Below are 19,252 nucleotides of genomic sequence, written 5' to 3' on the forward strand. Positions count from 1 at the left end.
GCTCCTCAGCCCCACACCCGCTCGCCACCCACCCAGGTGCCGAGGACTTTGCCGGGCAGGCTCCAGCCCTTGAATGGTGTGTTGTAGGACTTGGACTGGATGAAGGCACGGTCCACCTGGACCTGGGCGTTCGGATCGAAGAGGACGAAGTCCGCGGAGGTGCCGGGCCGGAGACAGCCGAGGCCCTGGCGGTCGAGATGGAAGACCTTGGCGGGCTCCCAGCTGAGCAGGCTGATGGCCTTGGCGAGGCTGATGACCTTGCGGTTCACGAGCAATTCCAGGGTGAGGGGCAGGGCGGTCTCCAGGCCGATGACGCCGAAGGCGGCGATGGGCAGTTCCACTTCCTTGTCGTCCCAGCCGTGAGGGGCGTGGTCCGTGGCGATGGCGTCCACGGTGCCATCGGCGATGGCCTCCAGGACTGCCTGGATGTCCGCCTCGGTGCGGAGGGGCGGGTTCATCTTGAAGTCGCTGTCGAACTTCATCAGCTCCTTGTCCGACAGGGCGAAGTGGTGGGGTGTCACCTCGCAGGTGACGGCCAGGCCGCGGGCCTTGGCGTCCCGCACCATCCGCAGAGAACCCTTGGTGCTGAGGTGGGCCAGGTGCAGGTGGCCGCCCGTGTGCTCCGCCAGCACGATATCGCGGGCCACCATGGCCTCCTCCGCCGCGGCGGGGATGCCCAGGCAGCCGAGCGAGGCGCTCACAGCGCCCTCGTGCATGTAGCCCTTGCCGGCCAGCTCCCTGTCCTCCTCGTGGGCCACTACGGGGACGTCCAGCCAGCGGGTGTATTCCAGGGCCCGCCGCATGAGCGAGGCGTTGCCGATGGGCAGGCCGTCGTCGGAGAAGGCCACGCAGCCCGCGGCCTTCAGGGTGCCCATGTCGGCGAGTTCCTCGCCCTTCATCTCCCGGCTCACCGTGCCGATGGGGAAGTAGCGGCAGAGGCCGGCCTTGGCGGCCCGGGTGAGCATCATCTCGGTGATGGCCACGCTGTCGTTCACGGGTTTGGTGTTGGCCATGGCGCACACGGCGCTGAACCCGCCCGCCACCGCCGCCCGGCTGCCGCTCTCGATGCTCTCCTTGCGCGTCTGGCCCGGCTCGCGGAAATGCACATGGAGGTCCACGAACCCCGGCGCCAGGACGGCGCCGCCGCCATCCAGGATCTCGGCCCCCGCCGCCAGCGGATCGCGTTCCAGATCGGCTCCCATGGCCGCCACGACCCCCTCGACCACCAGCAGCGACCCGGGCCCGTCCAGGTTCTGCGCCGGATCCACAAGGCGGACGTTCTTCACGAGGAGGGACATGGGAGCTCCGGGGATGCCTTCAGGTCTAGTTTGGGCTGTCAGCTGTCGGCTGTCAGCTATCAGTGGCCGGCAGCTGGCAGTCGACAGCGCCCTTACTCCATCCGGTAGTTCGGCGCTTCCTTGGTGATCATCACGTCGTGGGCGTGGCTTTCCCGGAGGCCGGAGCCGCTGATCTCGACGAGGGTGGCCTTGGCCTGGAAGTCCGCGATGGAGGCGCCGCCGCTGAGGCCCATGCCGGCGCGGAGGCCGCCCATGAGCTGGGTGACGAGGTCGCCCATCTTGCCCTTGTAGGGCACCTGGCCCTCGATGCCCTCGGGCACGAGCTTGGTGTCCTCCTTGCCCTCCTGGAAGTAGCGGTCCTTGCTGCCCTGCTTCATGGCGCCCAGGCTGCCCATGCCGCGGTAGGCCTTGAAGGTCCGTCCCGCATAGAAGATGGTCTCGCCCGGAGCCTCATCGGTGCCCGCGAAGAGGCTGCCGATCATCACCGCGTCCGCGCCGGCGGCGATGGCCTTGGCCACGTCGCCGCTGAACTTGATGCCGCCATCGGCGATGCAGGTGACGCCGGCCTCGCGGCAGGCCCGGCTGGCCTCGGCGACGGCGGTGATCTGGGGCATGCCCGCGCCGGTGACGATGCGCGTGGTGCAGATGGAGCCGGGCCCGATGCCCACCTTGACGGCGTCGGCACCGGCCTTCGCGAGATCCTTGGCGCCCTGGTAGGTGGCCACGTTGCCGGCGATGACGGGGACGGCGGGGAAGGCCTGCTTGAGGGCCTTCACAGCATCCAGCACGCCCTTGCTGTGGCCGTGGGAGCTGTCCAGGCAGAGGACATCCACCTGGGCCTCCACCAGGGCGGCGGCGCGGTCCAGCAGCTCCTTGCCCACGCCCACCGCCGCGGCCACCCGCAGGCGCCCATGGGCATCCTTGCAGGCGTTGGGGTACTCGATGGACTTCTCGATGTCCTTGACGGTGATGAGGCCCTTGAGCTGGCCCTGGGCATCCACGACCAGCAGCTTCTCGATGCGGTGCTTCTGCAGGATGCCCTTGGCCTCCTGCAGCGTGGTGCCCACGGGCACGGTGACCAGGTTCTCCTTGGTCATGGCCTCGCGCACGGGGATGTCCCAGCGGGTCTCGAAGCGCAGGTCGCGGTTGGTGAGGATGCCCACCAGGCGGTGGCCCTCCACCACGGGCACGCCGCTGATGCGGAACTTGGCCATGAGGGCCTCGGCGTCGCGGATCGGCGCGTCGGGCCCGATGGTGATGGGGTCGGTGATCATGCCGGATTCCGACCGCTTCACCTTGTCCACCTCCTCGGCCTGGCGCTCGGGGCTGAGGTTCTTGTGGATGACGCCGATGCCGCCCAGCTGGGCCAGGGCGATGGCCATGCGGCTCTCCGTCACCGTATCCATGGCCGCGGACATGAGCGGGATGCGCAGGCCGATGTCCTTCGTGAGCCGGGTACCCAGGTCCACCTGGTTGGGGTGGATCTCCGAGTAGCCGGGGACGAGCAGGACGTCGTCGAAGGTGAGGGCGTGCATCAGGGGCAAGGTCAGCATCGGGGGGCCTTTATCCGGACCCGCTGGCTGCGGGACCTTGCATCCCATGGTCTCATGCCGGAGGCGCGGCTTCCAGAGGCCGCTCGCACCGCAGGCCGTCATGCGGGTTTCCGCGCCAGGATCCCCAGGCGCCACAGGTGCCGGCGGGATCGGGGCAGCGGGGCCGGAAGGGGCACCCGGCGGGGCGGTCCTGGGGGGCGGGAAGGAAGCCCGATTCCGACGATGGCTGCCGCCGGGCGGCTGTCAGGAGGCGGGCCGTGTAGGGATGCCGGGGGGCGGAAAGCAGGCGGGCGGCGGGCCCGGCCTCCATGGCCTCGCCACCGTAGAGGACCAGGAGGCGCTCGCAGGCCCGGGAGGCCAGGGCCAGGTCGTGGGTGATCCACAGGAAACCCAGACCCCGCTGCCGTTGGAGTTCCAGGACCAGGTCCAGGAAGGCCGCCTCGGCCAGGGGATCCAGGGCCGTCGTGGGCTCGTCCAGCACCAGCAGCTCGGGATCGCAGGCGAGGGCCATGGCGAGGCAGATCCGCTGGCGCTGGCCGCCGCTGATCTGGTGGGGAAAGCGGCCGAGGAACGGCCCCCCCGTGGGCAGCTCCAGACGCTCGAGCAGGGGCCCCAGCCGTTCCAGCGCGGCCGAGGGGGACTCCCCCCGATGGACACCCGGCAGCAGGGTCAAGTGCTGGCCGAGGGACAGCAGAGGGTTCAGGGCCTGGCGGGGGTCCTGGGGCATCCAGGCCATCCGGGCACCCCGGATGAGGTCCCGGTCGCGTCCGGGCTGGTCCATCGGGACGCCGAAAGCCGTGAACTTTCCCCCCGCCAGCCGCACTCCAGGAGGCAGGACGCCGAACAAAGCCTGCACCAGCAGGCTCTTCCCCGAACCACTCTCACCCACCAGGCCCAGGCGCTCTCCCGGGTCCAGGCGGAGGTCCAGGGGACCCAGCAGACGGACCCCGTCCACCCGTTCCAGGAGCAGTGCGTCGATGGCCAGGGACATGGGCCAAGAATCGCATGGAAGTGATGGAAGTCAACGGGTTCCATGTGAATCCGGATTGCCTCTTGACGCCCCTTGGGTGGGCCTTACCCTTGGGCCACCTGATCACCCTGCGGGTTCCGCGGCGGGCCCGCCCAGGCAAGGAGGATTCATGGATTTCCTGCGCCCAGATCTCCAGGAGCGCCTAATGAAGGAGCACTTTGAATTCCGCAAGCTCATGGAAGAGCACCGGGCCGCCGACACGCGCCTGTGCGATCTCCAGAGGAAACCCACCCTCTCCGCCAAGGAATCCCTGGAGGAGGTGGAACTGAAGAAGACCAAACTCCGGGCCAAGGAACGCATCTATCACATCGTGCAGGAGGCCTCAAAGCACGCCGAACAGTAGGCCCTCCGCACTCGCAGGAGAAGCCCCGGGAATCGGCCCGGGGCTTCGTTTTTGGGGCCGGGGCGGGAACTACGCCGGCAGCAACCTCGGCCGGTAGGGCTCGCCCACCCAGTACACGAGCTCGAGCATCTCGTTCACATCCCAGAGCAGCACGTCGGCCTTGGCGCCGGGGTAGAGGTGGCCGAGGTCCGGGCGGCGCAGGCTGCGGGCGGGGTGCAGGGTGAGCGCGGTGAAGGCCTCCTCGAAGGTCATGCGCAGCTGGAGACAGCCCAGGCGCAGGATCGTCAGGGGGTCCACGCAGGGGCAGGACCCGGGGTTGAAGTCCGTGGCCAGGGCCACGCGGCAGCCGGCCTCGATCATCCTGCGGGCGGGTGCCCAGTCCCGCATGCCCAGGAAGAGGGTGGTGCCAGGCAGGAGGACGGGCGTGACATCGGCGGTGGCCATGGCCCGCATGCCCGCCTCGCTGCAGAACATGAGGTGGTCGGCACTGGCGGCGCCCAGCTCGGCGGCCAGCTCGGCCCCGCCGGTCCAGCTGAGTTCGTCCGCATGGACGCGGGGGACCAGGCCCAGGCGCTTGCCCGCCTCGAAGATGCGGCGGCCCTGGTCGGCGGTGTACACGCCGGTCTCCACGAACACATCGCAGAACCGGGCCACGCCGGGATGGCGGCGCACCAGCTCCGGCAGCCAGTCCTCGGCCACGGCACGGGCATTGGCCTCGGCGTCTCCCGCGAACTCAGGGGCGAGGTCGTGGGCCGGGAGCAGCGTCACATCGAGGCTCCAGCCCCGCTTCTTCAGCTCTGCGTAGGCCGCCGTGAGGCGGGATTCCGCCTCCAGTTCCAGGCCATAGCCGGTCTTGCACTCGAGGTGCACCACGCCCCGCTCGCGGAAGGCCTTCAGGCGCTCCTGGCCCGAGGCCACCAGCTCCTCCACCGAGGCGCTCCGGGTGGCGCGCACGGTCTCCCGGATGCCGCCACCTTCGGCGGCGATCTGCTGGTAGCTGGCGCCGTGGAGCCTGCGGTTGAACTCACCCGAGCGGTCGCCACCGAAGAGCAGGTGGGTGTGGGGATCCACGAAGCCGGGGGTGGCCCAGGCCCCAGCCCCGTCCACCCTGGGCGCATCGGTCCAGGTTGCGGGGAGGTCCGCTTCCCGGCCCAGCCAGGTCACCCGGCCATTCTCCATGGCCAGGGCCGCCCCGGGGACCCGGTCCACCGCCCAGCTTCGAGCGGGATCGGGGGTCAGCAGGCCCCGGAGGTTCACGAGCACACGGCGATCCGACATGAAATCAGTCTGCCAGCAAATAATTCCCCCGAGGTCCCTTGCGCCGGCGACCGGGCTTGATAGCATCGCTCGACACCGGAGGTTCCAGTGCGGGGCAGGGGGCGTGGCATGAGGCGACTCGCGCAGGGTCTGTGTGTGCTGGGGGCGCTCCTGCCCTCCGGAGCGGCGGCCCAGGAGGCCGTGCCGGCCTGGGCGCGCGAGCGGGCCGGACACTGGTCCACCTACCGCACGGATGGCCGTGGGCAGCGCATCTGGCAGGCCGTGCCCTTCGCCCAGATGACGCCCGCTGAACAGTGGGATCAGTTCCTGGAGCATCTGAAACAAGGGGGCGAAGCCCGCCGGGTGGCCCTGGCCTTCCTGGGTCAACGGACCGCATCGGTCTGGGCCGAAGAAGGCCTGAAGACCGGGGATCCGGAGGTGGCGCTCGCCCTCTATCGGATCGGCTACCGGCGTCCGGGCGCCGACCCCTTCGCGTACCTGGGTGCTCCGGACCGCGTGGAGCGTCCCTGGACTCATGGCCTGGGGCTCCACCTGGACAAAGCGGGCTGGCGGTTCCAATGGATTCCCAGCCCGGCCCTGTTCACGCAATCTGGGACGGCGGCCCTTCCGAAGGGCCTGGCCCAGGCCGCGCAGCCGGGCGTGCTCATCCACCTGAAGCGCCTGCGACCCGACCTCGAGCGGCTCGTCTCCCTCGGCGGAGGGCAGGGGGCGGCCCAGGCCGGCCCTGCCGGCGGCATCCTCCCGGCGCTGGCCCAGGGCAGCCGCGTGGGCTTCGCGGTGCGGCACCTGGAGCCATGGCTGAAGCAGGCCTCTCCGGCCCTGGAACCCCTGGCGAACCGCGAGGCCTGGGTGCTGCACTACGGGCCCGCGCGGGAGGGCGCGGAAGGGATCCAGGGAACCCTGGTGTTCGTTCCAGGTGATCTGCCGGCGCGGACGCAGCTGATGATGGCCCTGCTCAAGTTGAACCCCCTGAGCGCGGGGGCCCGCTCCCGCGTGGTGAAGTGGACCGGCCCCGGGGCTTCCACGGAAGTCCAGCAGCTGCGTGGATCCGGTGGGGTCTTCCACTTGATCCAGATGGCCGAGGGCACCTGGATCAGCGATCGCGAGGCCCCACTGCGCGCGCTGTTGTTCCCGGGTCCCTTTCCCACCCTGGGCGAGCGCCCGGAGTGGGCCCGGGTGGCCTTGTCGGCCATGGGGTCGGAGACCGAGTTGTCCTTCTGGCTGGCCCCGCGCATCGGTGCGGACGCAGCGTTCGAGATCCAGGCCCTCCGCCGCCGGCAGGTGAACGCGCAGCAGGGCACCTGGCCCAATCCCTTCGTGGCCAAGGCCGCCCCGCGTACCGGGGCCCTGGCCGTGGCGCTCGGGGCGGGGCCCACCGAGAAGCTCGTGGAGGCCCTGTTGCGCGTGGACCATCCCCGCGACCTTCCGGTGCCTCAGATGCCCCAGTTCGCAGACGGCGGGCGGGCGCTCAGCCCCGCGCAGATGACGGAGTACAAGGCCGCCGTGGCCCGCGGGGAAGAGCAGCTCCGCCAGCGCAACCTGCTCCGCCAGGACGCGGCGGCGCTGCAGGCCTGTCTGGACCTCCGCGGCGCCGCTCTGTTCTGGAACGGCTGGGTCACGGCGCCGCCGCTGAATCCTGCCGAGAAGGCGGCCCTGACGGAACTGGCCCGGCTCCGGCGCGAGGATCCATGGCGGGCCATGCGGACTCAGCAGGAGGGGAAGGTGGCGGCCTTCGGCGGGTTCGGTGAGCCCGGCATGGTCCCGAGCCTGGCCCTGGCCCTCCCCCTGCAGCCTGCCCGGCGGATCCAGGCGGAGAACCTGCTGAAGAAGGTCCTGCCGCGCCTCTTCCAGGGGCAGAACCAGAAGCAGGCCCTCGGCGCCGCCGAGGTGCACCGCATTCTCACCGCCCAGGCGTTCCGGCCCGCCTGGATCGTGGTGGCCGACACCCTGGTGCTGGGCACGGACGAGGCCGCCGTGAAGGCTGTGGCCGCGGGGCTCCTGGGCCAGGCCCCGACCTTGGCCGACAGCGACTCCCGCGCCTGGGCGCGCATGGAGGTGGATGGGGCTCGGGCTTCTTCCGAACTGGAGAACCTGCTGCTGGCCTTCCTCCGCAGCCGCACAGGCAGCGGCTGGTGGATCGGCGAATCGGCCTCCCAGGATGAGGCGGCCGCGGAGCTGGCGGGGAGCCTGGGCCCCTTCCTCGGCGTCCTCAAGGGCCTGGGGCCCGTGCGCCTGGAGTGGAACTGGACCGCAGGCGGCCTGGAGGGGCGGCCCCGATGAATCCACGCCTCCTGTTGGCCGCGGGCGCCGTGCTGGCCGCCGCGATCGCGCTGGTGCCGGTCCGGCACCGGGCGACCCTGGAGGCCGACCCCGCCAACCCCGTGGTCCGCCTCCGGGTGGAAAGTCGCTCGCTCCTGGGCCTGCGTCGGTCGGGCTGGGGCGTGAGCGTCCGCGGGGTGCAGGCCTGGCGCGGGCCCGGAGGGTTCTTCCTGGTGGCCGAGGCGCCCGTCGTGGCGGAGGTCACGGCCTGGCCTGGCTTCCGACAGTCACTGTCCATTTCAGCCTCCGGCGCCCGGCTCCAGGGCGGCCTTCCGGATGAAGGCGACCGTGAGGCCTTCCGCAGCTGGTTCGTGGCGCTGCTCGAGCAGCAGGTGGAGGCGCCCAGCCCCGCCTGGGAGCCCGCCCAACGGGACTGCGCGGGTCTGCTCCGCTTCGCCTTCCGCGAGGCCCTCGCCCCGCACACGGCCGAGTGGCGGAGCCGCGTCGCCTTCAACGAAGGTGCCCCGGGCCAGGATCCCTCCCCCGCGCTCGGTGCCGCCTGGCGGCAGGGGTTCCCCACACCGGATGGGCCGCGCCCCTTCGCCAAGGGTGCCTTCCTCCGGCGTCTCGCCTGTGTGCCCCTGGGGCGCGATACGGCCTTGGCCCGCCCCGGGGACCTGGTGTTCTTCGCCCGCGGCGGAGCCCGCACCCAGCCCGACCACGCCATGGCCTTCGTGAGGCCGGATGTGGACGGCGCCCCCATGCTGCTCTACCACACAGGACCCGAGGGCAGCGGCACCGCCCAGAAGCCCGGCGAGGTCCGCCGCGTCCGGCTGGATGATCTGCTGCACCACCCCGATCCCGACTTCCGACCCGTACCCGAAAATCCCTCGTTCCTGGGCCTCTTCCGCTGGCGCTTGCTGGCGGGCGGAGCCTCCGAGCCATTCCTTCCCAGGTCCTGACATGCGCTGGTTCCGACCGATCCTCACCCTGTTGCTGCCGGCGCTCCTGCTGCTGCCGACCGCCGGTACGGCCCAGAAGCGGGCCACCGAAGCCCCCTGGCGCGAGGGTGGCTGGACCGGCGCCTTCGCCACCCTGCGGCCGACCCTCCCGGGGAAGCCGGGCCAGCTGGAGGCCGCCGGTCCCATCCCGGCTGAAGCCCGCATCCGGATCTACCGGGTGGAAGATCCCGAAACCTTCCTGAAGAAGGTCCTGACCGACCGCAACCAGGCCGCGGCGGCGGGGGGCCGCGGGGTCTCGGATCCCCTCGACCTGCTGCGAGAAGCGGTCCTGTGGGGCGGACGCCGCGCCTTCGTCACCGTGCATCGCACCGCCACCCGGACCCTGCGGGATGTGGCCAAGCAGACGGACCGGCTGCACTCCGCCCGTACCAGCCCGGACCGGGTCCGCGAAGGCTCGGCCCTGCCCATCGAAGGACAGCCGGGCATCACCTTCGTCACCGAGATCATCCCCAGGGTCAGCGAGGACATCGCCGGGAAGAAGGGACATGAGGACGATGAATCCGGTGATGACGGTTTCACCAGCCGCGTGCAGCTGCCGGCCCAGCCCACGGGCCTCTACCTGGTGGAGATCCTGCGGGGCAGCGAGGCGGCCTACGTGCCCTGGATGGTGACCGATCTGGCGCTGCTGTCGGAACAGGACGGCCTGCGGATCCGCGTGCAGGCGGTGGATGGGCGCGATGGCGCGCCGAAGGCCGGCGTGTCCGGCCAGCTCCTCGAAGGGGCCAAAGTCCAGCCGCTGACCTTCGATGGCGGCGGCAGGGCCGAGGCCACGGTCACGCCAGGCGTGCGCCGGCTGGTTCTGGCCCGCAGCGGAGGGAGCTTCGCCCTTCTCGCCAGTGAAGGCCAGAGCGCCGCCGCCGTGCGCCAACGCCTCTATGCGTTCACGGAGCGGCCGCTCTACCGTCCGGGCCAGGAGGTCTTCGCCAAGGCCATCCTCCGCCGCGTGGACGAGGGGGAGAACCGCGTGGTGAATGGGGCCGCGAGCCTGCCCTTCACGGTGCTCGACCCCGAGGACACGAAGGTGACGGAAGGCCAGGCGAAGCTGCTGAACGCCGAAACCGGCACCTACGCCGCCCAGTTCATCCTGCCGGGCGCGGGACGCCTGGGCCTCTACCGCCTGGTGTTCCAGGGGCCCCAGGGACCCGGCCAGGCCGAGTTCAAGGTGGAGCAGTTCGTGAAGCCCGCCTTCGAGGTGAAGGTGACATCCGAAAAGAGCAAGGTGGGCCTGGGCGACGCGCTGACCTTCCATGCGAATGCCCGCTACTTCTATGGCGCGGCGGTGCGCGGCGCCAAGGCGGACTGGTTCCTCTACAAGGTGGTGCCGCCCAAGGCCCGCTGGATCTGGGATGAGGAGGATGCCGGTCCGGCCCCGGAGTTGATGGAAAGCGGCCAGCTGGAGCTCGACGATGACGGTCAGGCGGATCTGCCCACCTTCAAGGCAGAAAGCGACGGACTCTGGCGCATGGTCGTGAAAGTGGCCGACGCCTCGGGTCAGCGCAACAGCGGCCAGGCTCAGGTGCGGGCGGCCGCCGGCGACCTGGTGCTGATGATCGCCGCGGACCGCCAGGTGGCCCTGCCGGGGAAACCCTTCCAGGTGACGGCGCGGGCCCTCGATTTGGACGGCAAAGAGGTGTCGGGAGTGCCCATCATCTTGCGGGCCGCGCGCATCGTGGCCCAGAAGGACAGCGCCTACTGGTGGTCGCGACCCACGGCCCTGAAACCCGGCGAGACCATCGCCTCCGCCCGGGGCCCCCAGGCCATGCTGAGCATCCCCGAGGGTGGTGCCTTCCTGCTGGTGGCCGAGGCCCGGGATTCCAAGGGTCGGCCCGTGACCGCCCAGCGCCAGATCACCGTGGCGGCGGAAGGCACGCCGCTGCCCGCCGTGCCCGACCTCCGCGCCGCCGCCGACAAGCCCGAATACCAGCCCGGCGATACGGCCCGCATCCTCGTGCAGCTGCCGCGGCCCAGGCTGACCCTGCACTGGGCGCTGGAGCACGAAGGCCTTGGGCAGCAGCAGAGCCGCGCCGTGCAGGGCACCACGGCCCTGATCGAAGTCCCCGTCACCGCGGCCATGCAGCCCAATGTCTGGGCCGTCTTCGAGATCGTGAGCGAGGGCCGCCGCCAGATGGCGGAAGTGCCCCTCCGGGTTCCGAAGCGCGACCGCCGCCTCCAGGTGGCCGTCACCACCGAGAAGGAACGCTACCAGCCGGGCCAGCCCATGAAGGTCTCCGTGGAGGTGAAGGATGCCTCCGGAAGGCCCTCCGCCGCGGACCTCAGCGTGGGCGTGGTGGATGAGGCCATCTACGCCCTGAGCCAGGAACTGCATCCCGACCCGGTGCGCTTCTTCCATCCCACGCGCCGCCACGGCGTGCTGCGCTCCGGCTCCACGGACTGGAACTTCCACGATCTGCTGCGCCGGCAGCGCCCTGTGTGGAGCCTCAAGCAGACGAAACGCGGCGACTTCAAGGCCGATGACGACGACAAGGTGCGCCAGAACTTCAAGGACACGGCCCACTGGGTGCCCTTCGTGGCTGCGGGCCGCGACGGGAAGGCCAGCGTGGACCTGGTGCTGCCGGACAACCTCACCGCCTGGCGGGCCACGGCCACGGCAATCACCGCCGATACCAAGGTGGGTGTGGGCCGGGCCTCGAAGCCAGCCTCGAAGCCCCTGCAGGTGGCCCTCACCCTGCCGCGCACGCTGAGCGTGGGCGAGGAGGCCCGGGCCATCGCCCTGGTGCGCAACCTCTCCGGTCAGCCCATCCAGGGGAAGATCCGGCTGGAGGTGCAGAACGGCCGCTTCTCCGGGACGCCCGATGGCACCTTCACCCTCCAGGACCAGGGCGAGTACCGCTTCGCCCTGCCCCTGTTCTCCGACAAGACCGGCCCGCTCACGGTGACGGCCCGGGTGGAAGGCGGCGGGCTGAAGGATGCCGAACGGCAGAAGGTCGTCGTCCAGGACCAGCTCGTCCCGGCCTCGATGTCCGGTTCCCTGCTGATGGAAGGAGGCTCCCAGACCCTCACCATCCCGACCCCGCCGGGCGCCAAGGGCGAGGCGACGCTGGTGCTCACGCCCGTGGGCAACCTGGAGCACCTGGCCGCGCCCTCGCTGCCCTACCTCATCGGCTATCCCTACGGCTGTGTGGAGCAGACGCTCTCGAGCTTCGTGCCCAACCTGCTGGTGGCCGACCTCGTGAAGCAGGGCGCCATGCCGGACCTGGACTGGAAGCAGCTCACGAACCTGGACCGCAACATCCGCGATGGCGTGTTCAAGGTCTACGGCTATCAGCTGCCCAATGGCGGCTGGGGCTGGTATGCGCCCAAGGACTTCGGCCTGGACGCCAACCCCCACACGACGGGCTACGCCATCCAGAGCTTCGCCACCATGGCGCGCCTGGGCTATGCCGTGGATGAAGGGGTCTACCGCCGCGGCCGCATGGCGGCCCTGAACCTCTTCCAGCAGGTGGCCCGGCAGGCGGATCAGGCTGGATCTGCACCCAAGGCCCGGGCCGACCACGGGCGCGCCACGGAACCCGCCGCGGATGCCGCCTTCCTGCTGGTGTCCCTGGCCCAGACTGGCGAACCCCTCGCGGGCCTGCTGGACAGCGCCGCGGACAAGGTGCTGCGCGGACAGTGGCCCGGTGACCACGTGCTGGCCATGGTGGCGCTGGCCGCCGCCCAGGCGAAGCACCCGCGGACGGCCGCGCTGATCGAGCGCCTGGAGCAGCGCGCCGTGGTGAAGGGCGGCCTGGCCCGCTGGGAGGGCCGCCGGGAGTTCTGGTGGAGCTATGCCTCGGGTGATGTGGTGCCCACGGTGATGGCGCTGAAGGCTCTGTGCCTGGCGCGTCCCCAGTCGCCGCTGATCCGCCAGGGCGAGACCTTCCTGGCCTCGGAATACCGCGGCTACGGCTGGTACTCCACCTGGAGCACGGGCCAGATCGTGGATCTGCTGCCCTACCTGATGAAGGTCCGCAAGCTGGACTGGGGGCCGCTCGCCATCCAGGCGGCCGTGCAGGGTGGCCCCACCTGGGACTTCAAGGAACGGCCCCAGCCCCGCCGGTGGAACGCCCGTGAGTCCCGCCCGGGCAGCTACGCCATGGCGGAGCCGAAGCCCGTCACCCTCACCGCCAGCGGCAAGGGCCTGCTGGTGTGGACCTATGCCTACCAGGTGCCCGGCAGTGCCGCGGCCATCCCCAAGGGCGACGCCTCCTCGGCTCTGCGGCTGTCCGTGACCCGCAGCCTCTGGCGGCTGAAGACGCCGCAGGAAACCGGCAATGCCCGCCAAGGTTGGATCCGCCAGCGCTGGACGGGGACCCTGAACGCAGGCGAGGAGGCCTGGATGGAGGTGTCCTTCCGCACGGACCGGGACGCGGACTACGTGATGCTGGAGGTGCCCGTCCCCGGTGGCCTCAATCCCACAGTGAAGCTGGAGGGCTTCGTCCTCGAAGGGAAGTCCTTCACGGACGAGGGGGCCACCGAAACCTGGACGAAGCCCCGCATCGAGGTTCACGCAGACAAAGTGACCTTCCTGTTCCCCCGGACCTGGAGCTGGGACACCCACACGGTGCGGATCCTCCTGCGGGCGGGTATGGCGGGCAGCTACCGGCTGCGGCCGGCCAAGCTGAGCCTCATGTCGGACGAAGGGCAGTGGGCCACCTGTGATGGCGCGGGCCTGAAGGTCCTGGATGGAGGTGCGCGATGAGGCCGCTGCTGGTTCTCCCCCTCCTGCTGACAGCCCCTCTCCTGGGCGCCCAGAAGGCGCGGACGACCAGGCCCCAGCCCGTGGTGGCCTATGTACCCGACCTCAAGCAGTGGCGCCTGGAGCTGTCGCCGGCCCTCGGCGGGTGGTCCGGGGACCGCACCGTGAACCTGCGGATCAAGCTGGTGGACCCCCGGGATCCCAACCCGCCCAAGGACCAGGCCCAGCCCCGGTTCTTCGATGAGGAAGGGGGGGGCGAGGACGAGCTTCGCACGGAGGACACCCGCACCGCCGAGCAGCTCCGGCAGGAACGGCTGGCCCGGGAGGCCGAGGCCGCCCGCAACGCCTGGCGGACGCGCACCCTGCAGGTGTGGTTCAACGGTGCGGCGCTGCGCTGGCAGGCCAGCGTGGGCACCACCCTGCACACCGAGCTCACCGCCCAGAATGGCGAGAACCGGCTGGAGATCCTGGAACCGGATTCGGGCCTGAAAGTGGTTCGCAGCTGGTGGGTGTCCACGGCGCGGACCCGCCTCCGCGTGGTGTCCCTGCAGGTTGGCGACGAGTACCCCGGCGGCAGCCTCCAGGTGCAGGAGCCGGACGGGGCCCTGGCCCAGGGGGGGCGCCGCACGCCCTCGGGCGGCATGCTGCGCTGGTCCGGCGAATACACCCACGAGACCCCGCCACCGGGTACCTACACGCTGAAATGGATCAGCGGCTGGCGGGGCGGCCGGCCGACCCGGGTCCGCCTCGAGGCCCTGCTGGACGGCGGCACCGACCAGGAGCGCCGCTGGACCTGGGAGCGCCTCATTCTGCCCGGCGCCGGACCGGTCACCCTGGGGACCTTCGATGTGGAACCCTAGGCTCGCCGCTGTCCTCCTGGCCTTCCGGCTGCTGACCGCCCAGCCTGCGCCGGAAGCCGGGCCCAATCCCGCGCTGCTGGCGGCTTCGCGGGCGCCGGTCCTCCGGCCGGGCGAGGGCTTCGCCATCACCTTGGGGGACGGTGAGGTGCGGGCCTTCGGGGAGGCCCGCCGGGAGGCCCCCATGGGCAGCCTCGCCAAGCTGGTCTGGACGCGGCTGGAGGGGGCCGAGTGGTCCAGCTCGGGCGTCCAGTACCGGTGCAAGGGGGCGGACGGGCCTTTCGTGTGCTGGAACCGCGAGGGCCATGGTCGGGTGGATCTGGGCCGCGCCCTCCAGGAGAGCTGCAACCTGGCTTTCCTGTTCTGGATCGCGGGCTCCCGCGAGCGCTGGCTGCAGGACTACGGCCCGGATGCGGCCCGGGCGCGCCTGGAGGATGTCTTCCAGCCCTTCCTGGGCCACCGGATGCCTCCGGGGGAAGGCCTGCCTCCCCTGACGCCGGCCTGGGTCGGGGACGGGGATCTGCTGCGGACCAGCCCCGAGGCCTTCCTCCGCTGGCTCATGGAACCGGACCAGGCGGAGGTGGTGACCTTCGGGAAGCGCTACCTGGCGGGCTACTGGGTGGAGTTCATGGACCTGTTCGGCAAGGAGGGCTGGTGGTTCAAGACCGGCACCGGCCCGGTGCCCGGCGAGCCTGCCGCCACCAGCGCCTGGGTGGCGGGTGGGCGGGGTTCCGCCCTCGTGGTGCTCCACCTGCCGCGCGGTCGGGGCAAACACGAGGGCATGGTGCGCATCCGGGAGATCCTGGGGCTGAAACCTTGATCGCTCTGGCGGTCGCGGCACCCGCGCCACCGTTCACGCCACCCGTGGTCGAGGGTGATCCGGTTGTCCGGCCGGCTGTGGAAGAGGCGCTGCGGCAGTCCTTCGCGGCCACGGCAGGCTATGGCGCCTGGCCTTCCGGGCCCTGGCGCGTGGTCATCCACCCGGATGCCGCCGCCTTCGAGCAGGCTACCGGGGCCCCCACCGGCCGCAGCGCCCAGTGGGTGGGCGGAACCCTGCATCTGCGCCCCTGGGAGCAGCTGCAGAGGCGGGACGCGGGGCTGGTTCTGCGGCATGAGCTGACGCACCGGCGCCTGCGGGATGCGGGCCTCCGCCGCTGGGCCGAGGAGGCCCGGTGTCTGTGGGCGGAGCGTCACCCGAGGCCGCCGAAGGCCTGGCCCGCCACGCCTCCCTCCGGGCTGCAGGCGCGCCTCGACCGCGCCCTCGCCGGGGGCACCACCCGCGAGCAGGCCTGGGCGTACCGCTGGCTGCGGGCCTGGCTCCGGGGCGAGCCCCTGCCTGCACCGCCCAGCGCCAAGGCGGCCGAGCGCGATGCCTGGGTCCGGGAAGCCCCCCTCCTGGCCGAGACCATCACTGTGGTGTGGCCGCCGGAGCGCCTCCGCCACGGCATGGAAGTGAATGGACACCGGCTGTCGCATGTGGCCGGGAAGACCTGGCGGTTCCGCGGTCCGGTCCGGTTCGGCCCGGGTTTCCCCGTCCACCAGCTGACCGGCCGCGTGGTGGTGCGGGCCGAGGCGAAGGGATGGCGCCTGGCCTGGACGGCCTCCCACGCTGCCTGGATCGCCGCCGCCACCGAGGGCGAGCTGGGTGCCGGGGCGCCGTTCGAGGCCCGGCGGGCCTTGGCGGCGGTCCTCCGCCGCTGGCTGGAGGGGCACCGTCAGCAACATCCCGGCGGCGTCCTCTGCCCCCTGACGCACTGCGCCGTGGTGCGGGGCAGTGCCTCCGCAGACACGGCCCAGGCCGTGGCGGCCGCTCCGGGTCTGGAGCTGGATCCCCGCTGGGCCTTCTTCACCGGCTCTGCGGGTGGGCACGCCCTCAGCCCCCGCGAGGTATGGGGCGAGGGACCGGTCGGCTCCGGCCAGGCCGCGGAGGTCCCCGGCGACCGCTGGCGGGCCTGGGAACGGGACCTCAGCGCCGCCCAGGTCGAGGCATTGAAGCAGGCTGTGCGGCCAGGCGTGAAGGCAGGGCAACGCGGCCTGCGCCTGGGGGACTCCGGGCCCTATGCGGTCGAGGATCTGCGCCTGGCCGCAGGCCGGCGCTTCGGCTGGACCACCTGGCCCAGCAATGTCTGCGCGGCGGAGGTCCGCCCTGACGGATCGCTGCGGCTGAGCGGCTATGGTTGGGGCCACAACGTGGGCCTCTGCCTTGCCACCGCCCGTTTCCGCGCGGGCGAGGGCGCCAGCGCAGAGCAGATCCTGGCGGAGGCGTTCCCGGCCTCGTGGCGGGTCGCACCATGATCTGGTGGGTCTACCTGCTCCGCTGCGGGGACGGCACGCTCTACTGCGGCATCGCGCTGGATGTGGAGGCACGCCTCCGGCTGCACCGCGAGGGAAAGGGTGCCAAGTACACCCGGGGCCGGAGCCCCCTGGAGTTGGTGTATCGCGAAGCCTGCGGCTCGAAAGCCGAGGCCCTGCGGAGGGAGCGGACCCTCAAGCGCCTGAAGCGCCCGGCCAAGGAAGCGCTGATCACTACAGGAAGACCGTGATCGCGAGCCGGATGCCCGGGTGGCGGGGGTTGACCAGGTAGTAGCCGTCGCCGTAGTAGTCGACATACACCTCATCGGTCAGGTACCAGTCGTCCACCCAGAACTCCGGCCAGGGATCCACCATGAGGAACCAGTAGCCCCCGCACCTGAACCGGGGATAGCCCTGGTAGATCACCGGGCGGCTGCCGATGCGGAAGGGATGCCCGTACCCGAAACGGGAGACGAACTGCGGCTCGGGGATGCGGTAGCCGCCGTAGCCTCCGCGCTGGGCCCAGGTCCGGTGGTCCCGCTCCCAGTGCTGGGCGCGATGTTCCCGCCAGCTCGAGTGGGCCGGCCAGGCATTCCGGCGCCAGGTGTCCCGGGTCTGCCAGGCGCGGGCCGTTTCAGCGGCCCGCGGGGAGGGGCGAGCGTCCCGAACCGGCGGACGGGAGGACTCCCGGCGGTCGGAGGGGGGCCTCACAGCGCCGGGCGCCTCGCGTCGGTCCATGCGTCCCTCGGAGCGTCCTTCAGGCCGGGCGAATCGTTCCGGCCGCGCCTGGCGCTCGGGCCCAGGCATGGGACGGACCCGTTCCATGTCCCGCGAAGGGCGGGGCGCCTGGGGGGCGGCTCTCGTGGGTGAGGGCTGTTCCCGGCCCCGCTCGGGGCCTCGTTCGGGGGCGCGGCCCTCACGGGGGCGATCCGGCCGGGGGCCTTCCTCCCGGCGGTCGTGCTGGGCCGGGGCCGGCACGGTCAGGACGGCCAGAAGCAACAGAACCAGGGGGCTGGACGTTCGATGGCGCGTCATGGACTCCTCCTTTCCACATCCTCGATGGAGGCACTGGATAAGATGCTGGAAAAGCAGGATCAGTGCCAGCCCAGGCAGCTCCGCCTTCCGGAGGGGGTGTTCCAGCCCTTCGGAGCCTGGCCTTCCAAGGCCGCCATCAGTGCTGCAGCAGGTTCCGCAGGTCGTCCATCTGGGCCTTCGACGCCAGCGGGCGGGCTGGCTGGGACCCATCCAGGGGTACCGCGAGCACCTCCGCGGACTCGGCCTTCCGCGAATCGCTCCGGGTCTCCACGACCAGGTAGACCGTTCGACGGAGGCTGTCGTAGTGCCAATTGGCACACGCGGTCCCCGTGGCGGTGACCGCGCGCAGGTTCCGGCCCGACGCGTCGCAGAGCCAGATCCGGGCCTCGTCGCCTTCGTCGAGGCGGCCATTCCCGTTCGTGTCCGAATCGACGATGCTCACCACCAGGCCGTCGACTCGGGCGCTCCGGCCCTCGTCCCCATCCTCGAGGGTGTCGTAGCGGAGGATGAGGCTTTTCCGGGTGAGCAGGGGCCGGGAGGCCAGCGTCTTGGCGTCCACGAAGAGGAGGTTGAAGAGGGGGACGTTCGGGGCGCTCTTGTTGTAGCTCCCGATGCCCCGAGGCTCCTCGGGTTCCTGTGGGAGACCCTCCACGGGGACGAGCAGGGTGTCCGTGCCCTTCAGGGACTTCGGAACCCCAAGGCGCAGGATGGCGGCTTGGGAGGGAGTGTCCGTGGTGGACGCCGAGGCTCCGGCCGGAAGGCCCTGGCCCCGGTCGCGAGCGGGCCAGAGCGCGGTGGCGCCGACGATCAGCAGGACGACCAGGCCGACCAGCAGGAGCGTTCCGTTCACGGCCCAGAGAAGGTGGTTGTAGCGCTGGAGGTCGGTCCTCATGCCTGCCGCCCCGCACCCATCTCTTGCAGGAGTGAAGCCACGGCCGTCCCCGGGGCCTCGGCCTTGAACACAGCGTTGCCGGCCACGAGGCAGTCGGCTCCGGCCCGCACGAGATCGGAAGCGTTCTTCAGGCTCACGCCGCCATCCACCTGGATGAAGAAGGGCACGCCGCGCGCCGCCCGCAGGGCGTTGAGGCGCTTCACCTTGTCCAGGACACGGGGGATGAAGCTCTGCCCGCCGAAGCCCGGGTTCACGCTCATGAGCAGCACGAAGTCGAAGTCGCCGATGAGGTCCACGAGGGTCTCGATGGGTGTGCCCGGATTCAGCACCACACCGGCTTTGCCGCCCGCCTGACGGATGGCGGCGAGGGTGCGGTGCAGGTGGGGATCCGCCTCCTGGTGGATGCTCACCCAGTCGGCGCCGGCCTTCACGAAATCCGCCGCGTAGCGCAGGGGCTCCACGATCATCAGATGGCAGTCCAGGGGCAGCGTCGTGGCCTTGCGCAGGCCTTCCACCACCGGCAGGCCGATGGTGATGTTCGGCACGAAGCGGCCATCCATGACGTCCACATGCACCACCTGGGCCCCCGCGGACTCGATCATCCGCAACTCCTCGCCCAGCCGCGTGAAGTCTGCGGAGAGCAGGGAAGGGGCCAGCAGGGGGGATGCGGGGCGGAGGGTCATGTGCCTAGTATCAC

At 71.1% G+C, this 19,252-nt stretch carries 15 protein-coding genes; 8 read left to right on the plus strand and 7 right to left on the minus strand.

Going from position 1 to position 19,252, the window contains the following annotated elements:
- Positions 1–5: 5 nt before the first annotated feature.
- The 3 genes from MLE43_RS00940 to MLE43_RS00950 all read right to left on the minus strand — a co-directional run bounded on the left by MLE43_RS00940 (position 6) and on the right by MLE43_RS00950 (position 3,842).
- Positions 6–1,298: a dihydroorotase gene (locus tag MLE43_RS00940; RefSeq protein ID WP_243300816.1), complete on the minus strand. Its 1,293-nt coding sequence runs from the start codon at positions 1,296–1,298 to the stop codon at positions 6–8.
- 92 nt (positions 1,299–1,390) lie between these two features.
- A complete protein-coding gene (gene guaB / locus MLE43_RS00945) occupies positions 1,391–2,851 on the minus strand; it encodes an IMP dehydrogenase (protein WP_243300818.1) in 1,461 nt (486 codons plus the stop codon).
- 52 nt (positions 2,852–2,903) lie between these two features.
- Complete coding sequence (locus MLE43_RS00950) at positions 2,904–3,842, minus strand: ABC transporter ATP-binding protein (RefSeq protein ID WP_243300821.1); 939 nt, start codon at positions 3,840–3,842, stop codon at positions 2,904–2,906.
- A 148-nt stretch (positions 3,843–3,990) separates the two neighbouring features.
- Between MLE43_RS00950 and MLE43_RS00955 the strand changes: the two genes are divergently transcribed.
- Positions 3,991–4,224 (plus strand): HP1242/YdcH family protein, encoded by a 234-nt coding sequence (locus tag MLE43_RS00955; protein ID WP_243300823.1) that lies wholly within the window; start codon positions 3,991–3,993, stop codon positions 4,222–4,224.
- A 69-nt stretch (positions 4,225–4,293) separates the two neighbouring features.
- On the opposite strand, the gene hutI is transcribed toward MLE43_RS00955, so the two are convergent.
- The gene (hutI, locus tag MLE43_RS00960; RefSeq protein ID WP_243300824.1) at positions 4,294–5,502 is read right to left on the minus strand and encodes an imidazolonepropionase; all 1,209 of its coding nucleotides are present in this window, start codon (positions 5,500–5,502) and stop codon (positions 4,294–4,296) included.
- Between the two features lie 108 nt (positions 5,503–5,610).
- On the opposite strand from hutI, the gene MLE43_RS00965 reads away from it, so the two are divergent.
- From MLE43_RS00965 to MLE43_RS00995, 7 genes are read left to right on the plus strand one after another with little or no spacing between them, the layout of a single operon-like run.
- Positions 5,611–7,782, plus strand: a complete 2,172-nt coding sequence (locus MLE43_RS00965) for a hypothetical protein (protein WP_243300826.1) — start codon at positions 5,611–5,613, stop codon at positions 7,780–7,782.
- Positions 7,779–8,723 carry a DUF1175 family protein gene (locus tag MLE43_RS00970; protein WP_243300829.1) on the plus strand — a complete coding sequence of 315 codons (945 nt, stop codon included), beginning with the start codon at positions 7,779–7,781 and terminating at the stop codon, positions 8,721–8,723. Before MLE43_RS00965 ends, MLE43_RS00970 begins: the two co-directional genes overlap by 4 nt.
- A 1-nt stretch (position 8,724) precedes the next feature.
- Positions 8,725–13,482: an alpha-2-macroglobulin family protein gene (locus MLE43_RS00975; RefSeq protein ID WP_243300830.1), complete on the plus strand. Its 4,758-nt coding sequence runs from the start codon at positions 8,725–8,727 to the stop codon at positions 13,480–13,482.
- Positions 13,479–14,339 (plus strand): hypothetical protein, encoded by an 861-nt coding sequence (locus MLE43_RS00980; protein WP_243300831.1) that lies wholly within the window; start codon positions 13,479–13,481, stop codon positions 14,337–14,339. Before MLE43_RS00975 ends, MLE43_RS00980 begins: the two co-directional genes overlap by 4 nt.
- Complete coding sequence (locus MLE43_RS00985) at positions 14,326–15,156, plus strand: hypothetical protein (protein WP_243300833.1); 831 nt, start codon at positions 14,326–14,328, stop codon at positions 15,154–15,156. The genes MLE43_RS00980 and MLE43_RS00985 overlap by 14 nt, the downstream gene beginning before the upstream one ends.
- Complete coding sequence (locus tag MLE43_RS00990) at positions 15,153–16,631, plus strand: hypothetical protein (protein WP_243300835.1); 1,479 nt, start codon at positions 15,153–15,155, stop codon at positions 16,629–16,631. Before MLE43_RS00985 ends, MLE43_RS00990 begins: the two co-directional genes overlap by 4 nt.
- A complete protein-coding gene (locus MLE43_RS00995) occupies positions 16,613–16,879 on the plus strand; it encodes a GIY-YIG nuclease family protein (protein ID WP_243300837.1) in 267 nt (88 codons plus the stop codon). The genes MLE43_RS00990 and MLE43_RS00995 overlap by 19 nt, the downstream gene beginning before the upstream one ends.
- On the opposite strand, the gene MLE43_RS01000 is transcribed toward MLE43_RS00995, so the two are convergent.
- The 3 genes from MLE43_RS01000 to rpe all read right to left on the minus strand — a co-directional run bounded on the left by MLE43_RS01000 (position 16,863) and on the right by rpe (position 19,238).
- Entirely contained in the window at positions 16,863–17,663 is an 801-nt protein-coding gene (locus MLE43_RS01000) for a hypothetical protein (protein WP_243300841.1), read from the minus strand. The genes MLE43_RS00995 and MLE43_RS01000 overlap by 17 nt on opposite strands.
- A 136-nt stretch (positions 17,664–17,799) precedes the next feature.
- The gene (locus MLE43_RS01005) at positions 17,800–18,555 is read right to left on the minus strand and encodes a hypothetical protein (protein ID WP_243300843.1); all 756 of its coding nucleotides are present in this window, start codon (positions 18,553–18,555) and stop codon (positions 17,800–17,802) included.
- Positions 18,552–19,238 (minus strand): ribulose-phosphate 3-epimerase, encoded by a 687-nt coding sequence (gene rpe, locus MLE43_RS01010; RefSeq protein WP_243300845.1) that lies wholly within the window; start codon positions 19,236–19,238, stop codon positions 18,552–18,554. The genes MLE43_RS01005 and rpe overlap by 4 nt, the downstream gene beginning before the upstream one ends.
- Positions 19,239–19,252 lie beyond the last annotated feature (14 nt).

The sequence above is a fragment of the Geothrix oryzisoli genome (genome assembly GCF_022808865.1).
Classification (GTDB): Bacteria; Acidobacteriota; Holophagae; order Holophagales; family Holophagaceae; genus Geothrix; species Geothrix oryzisoli.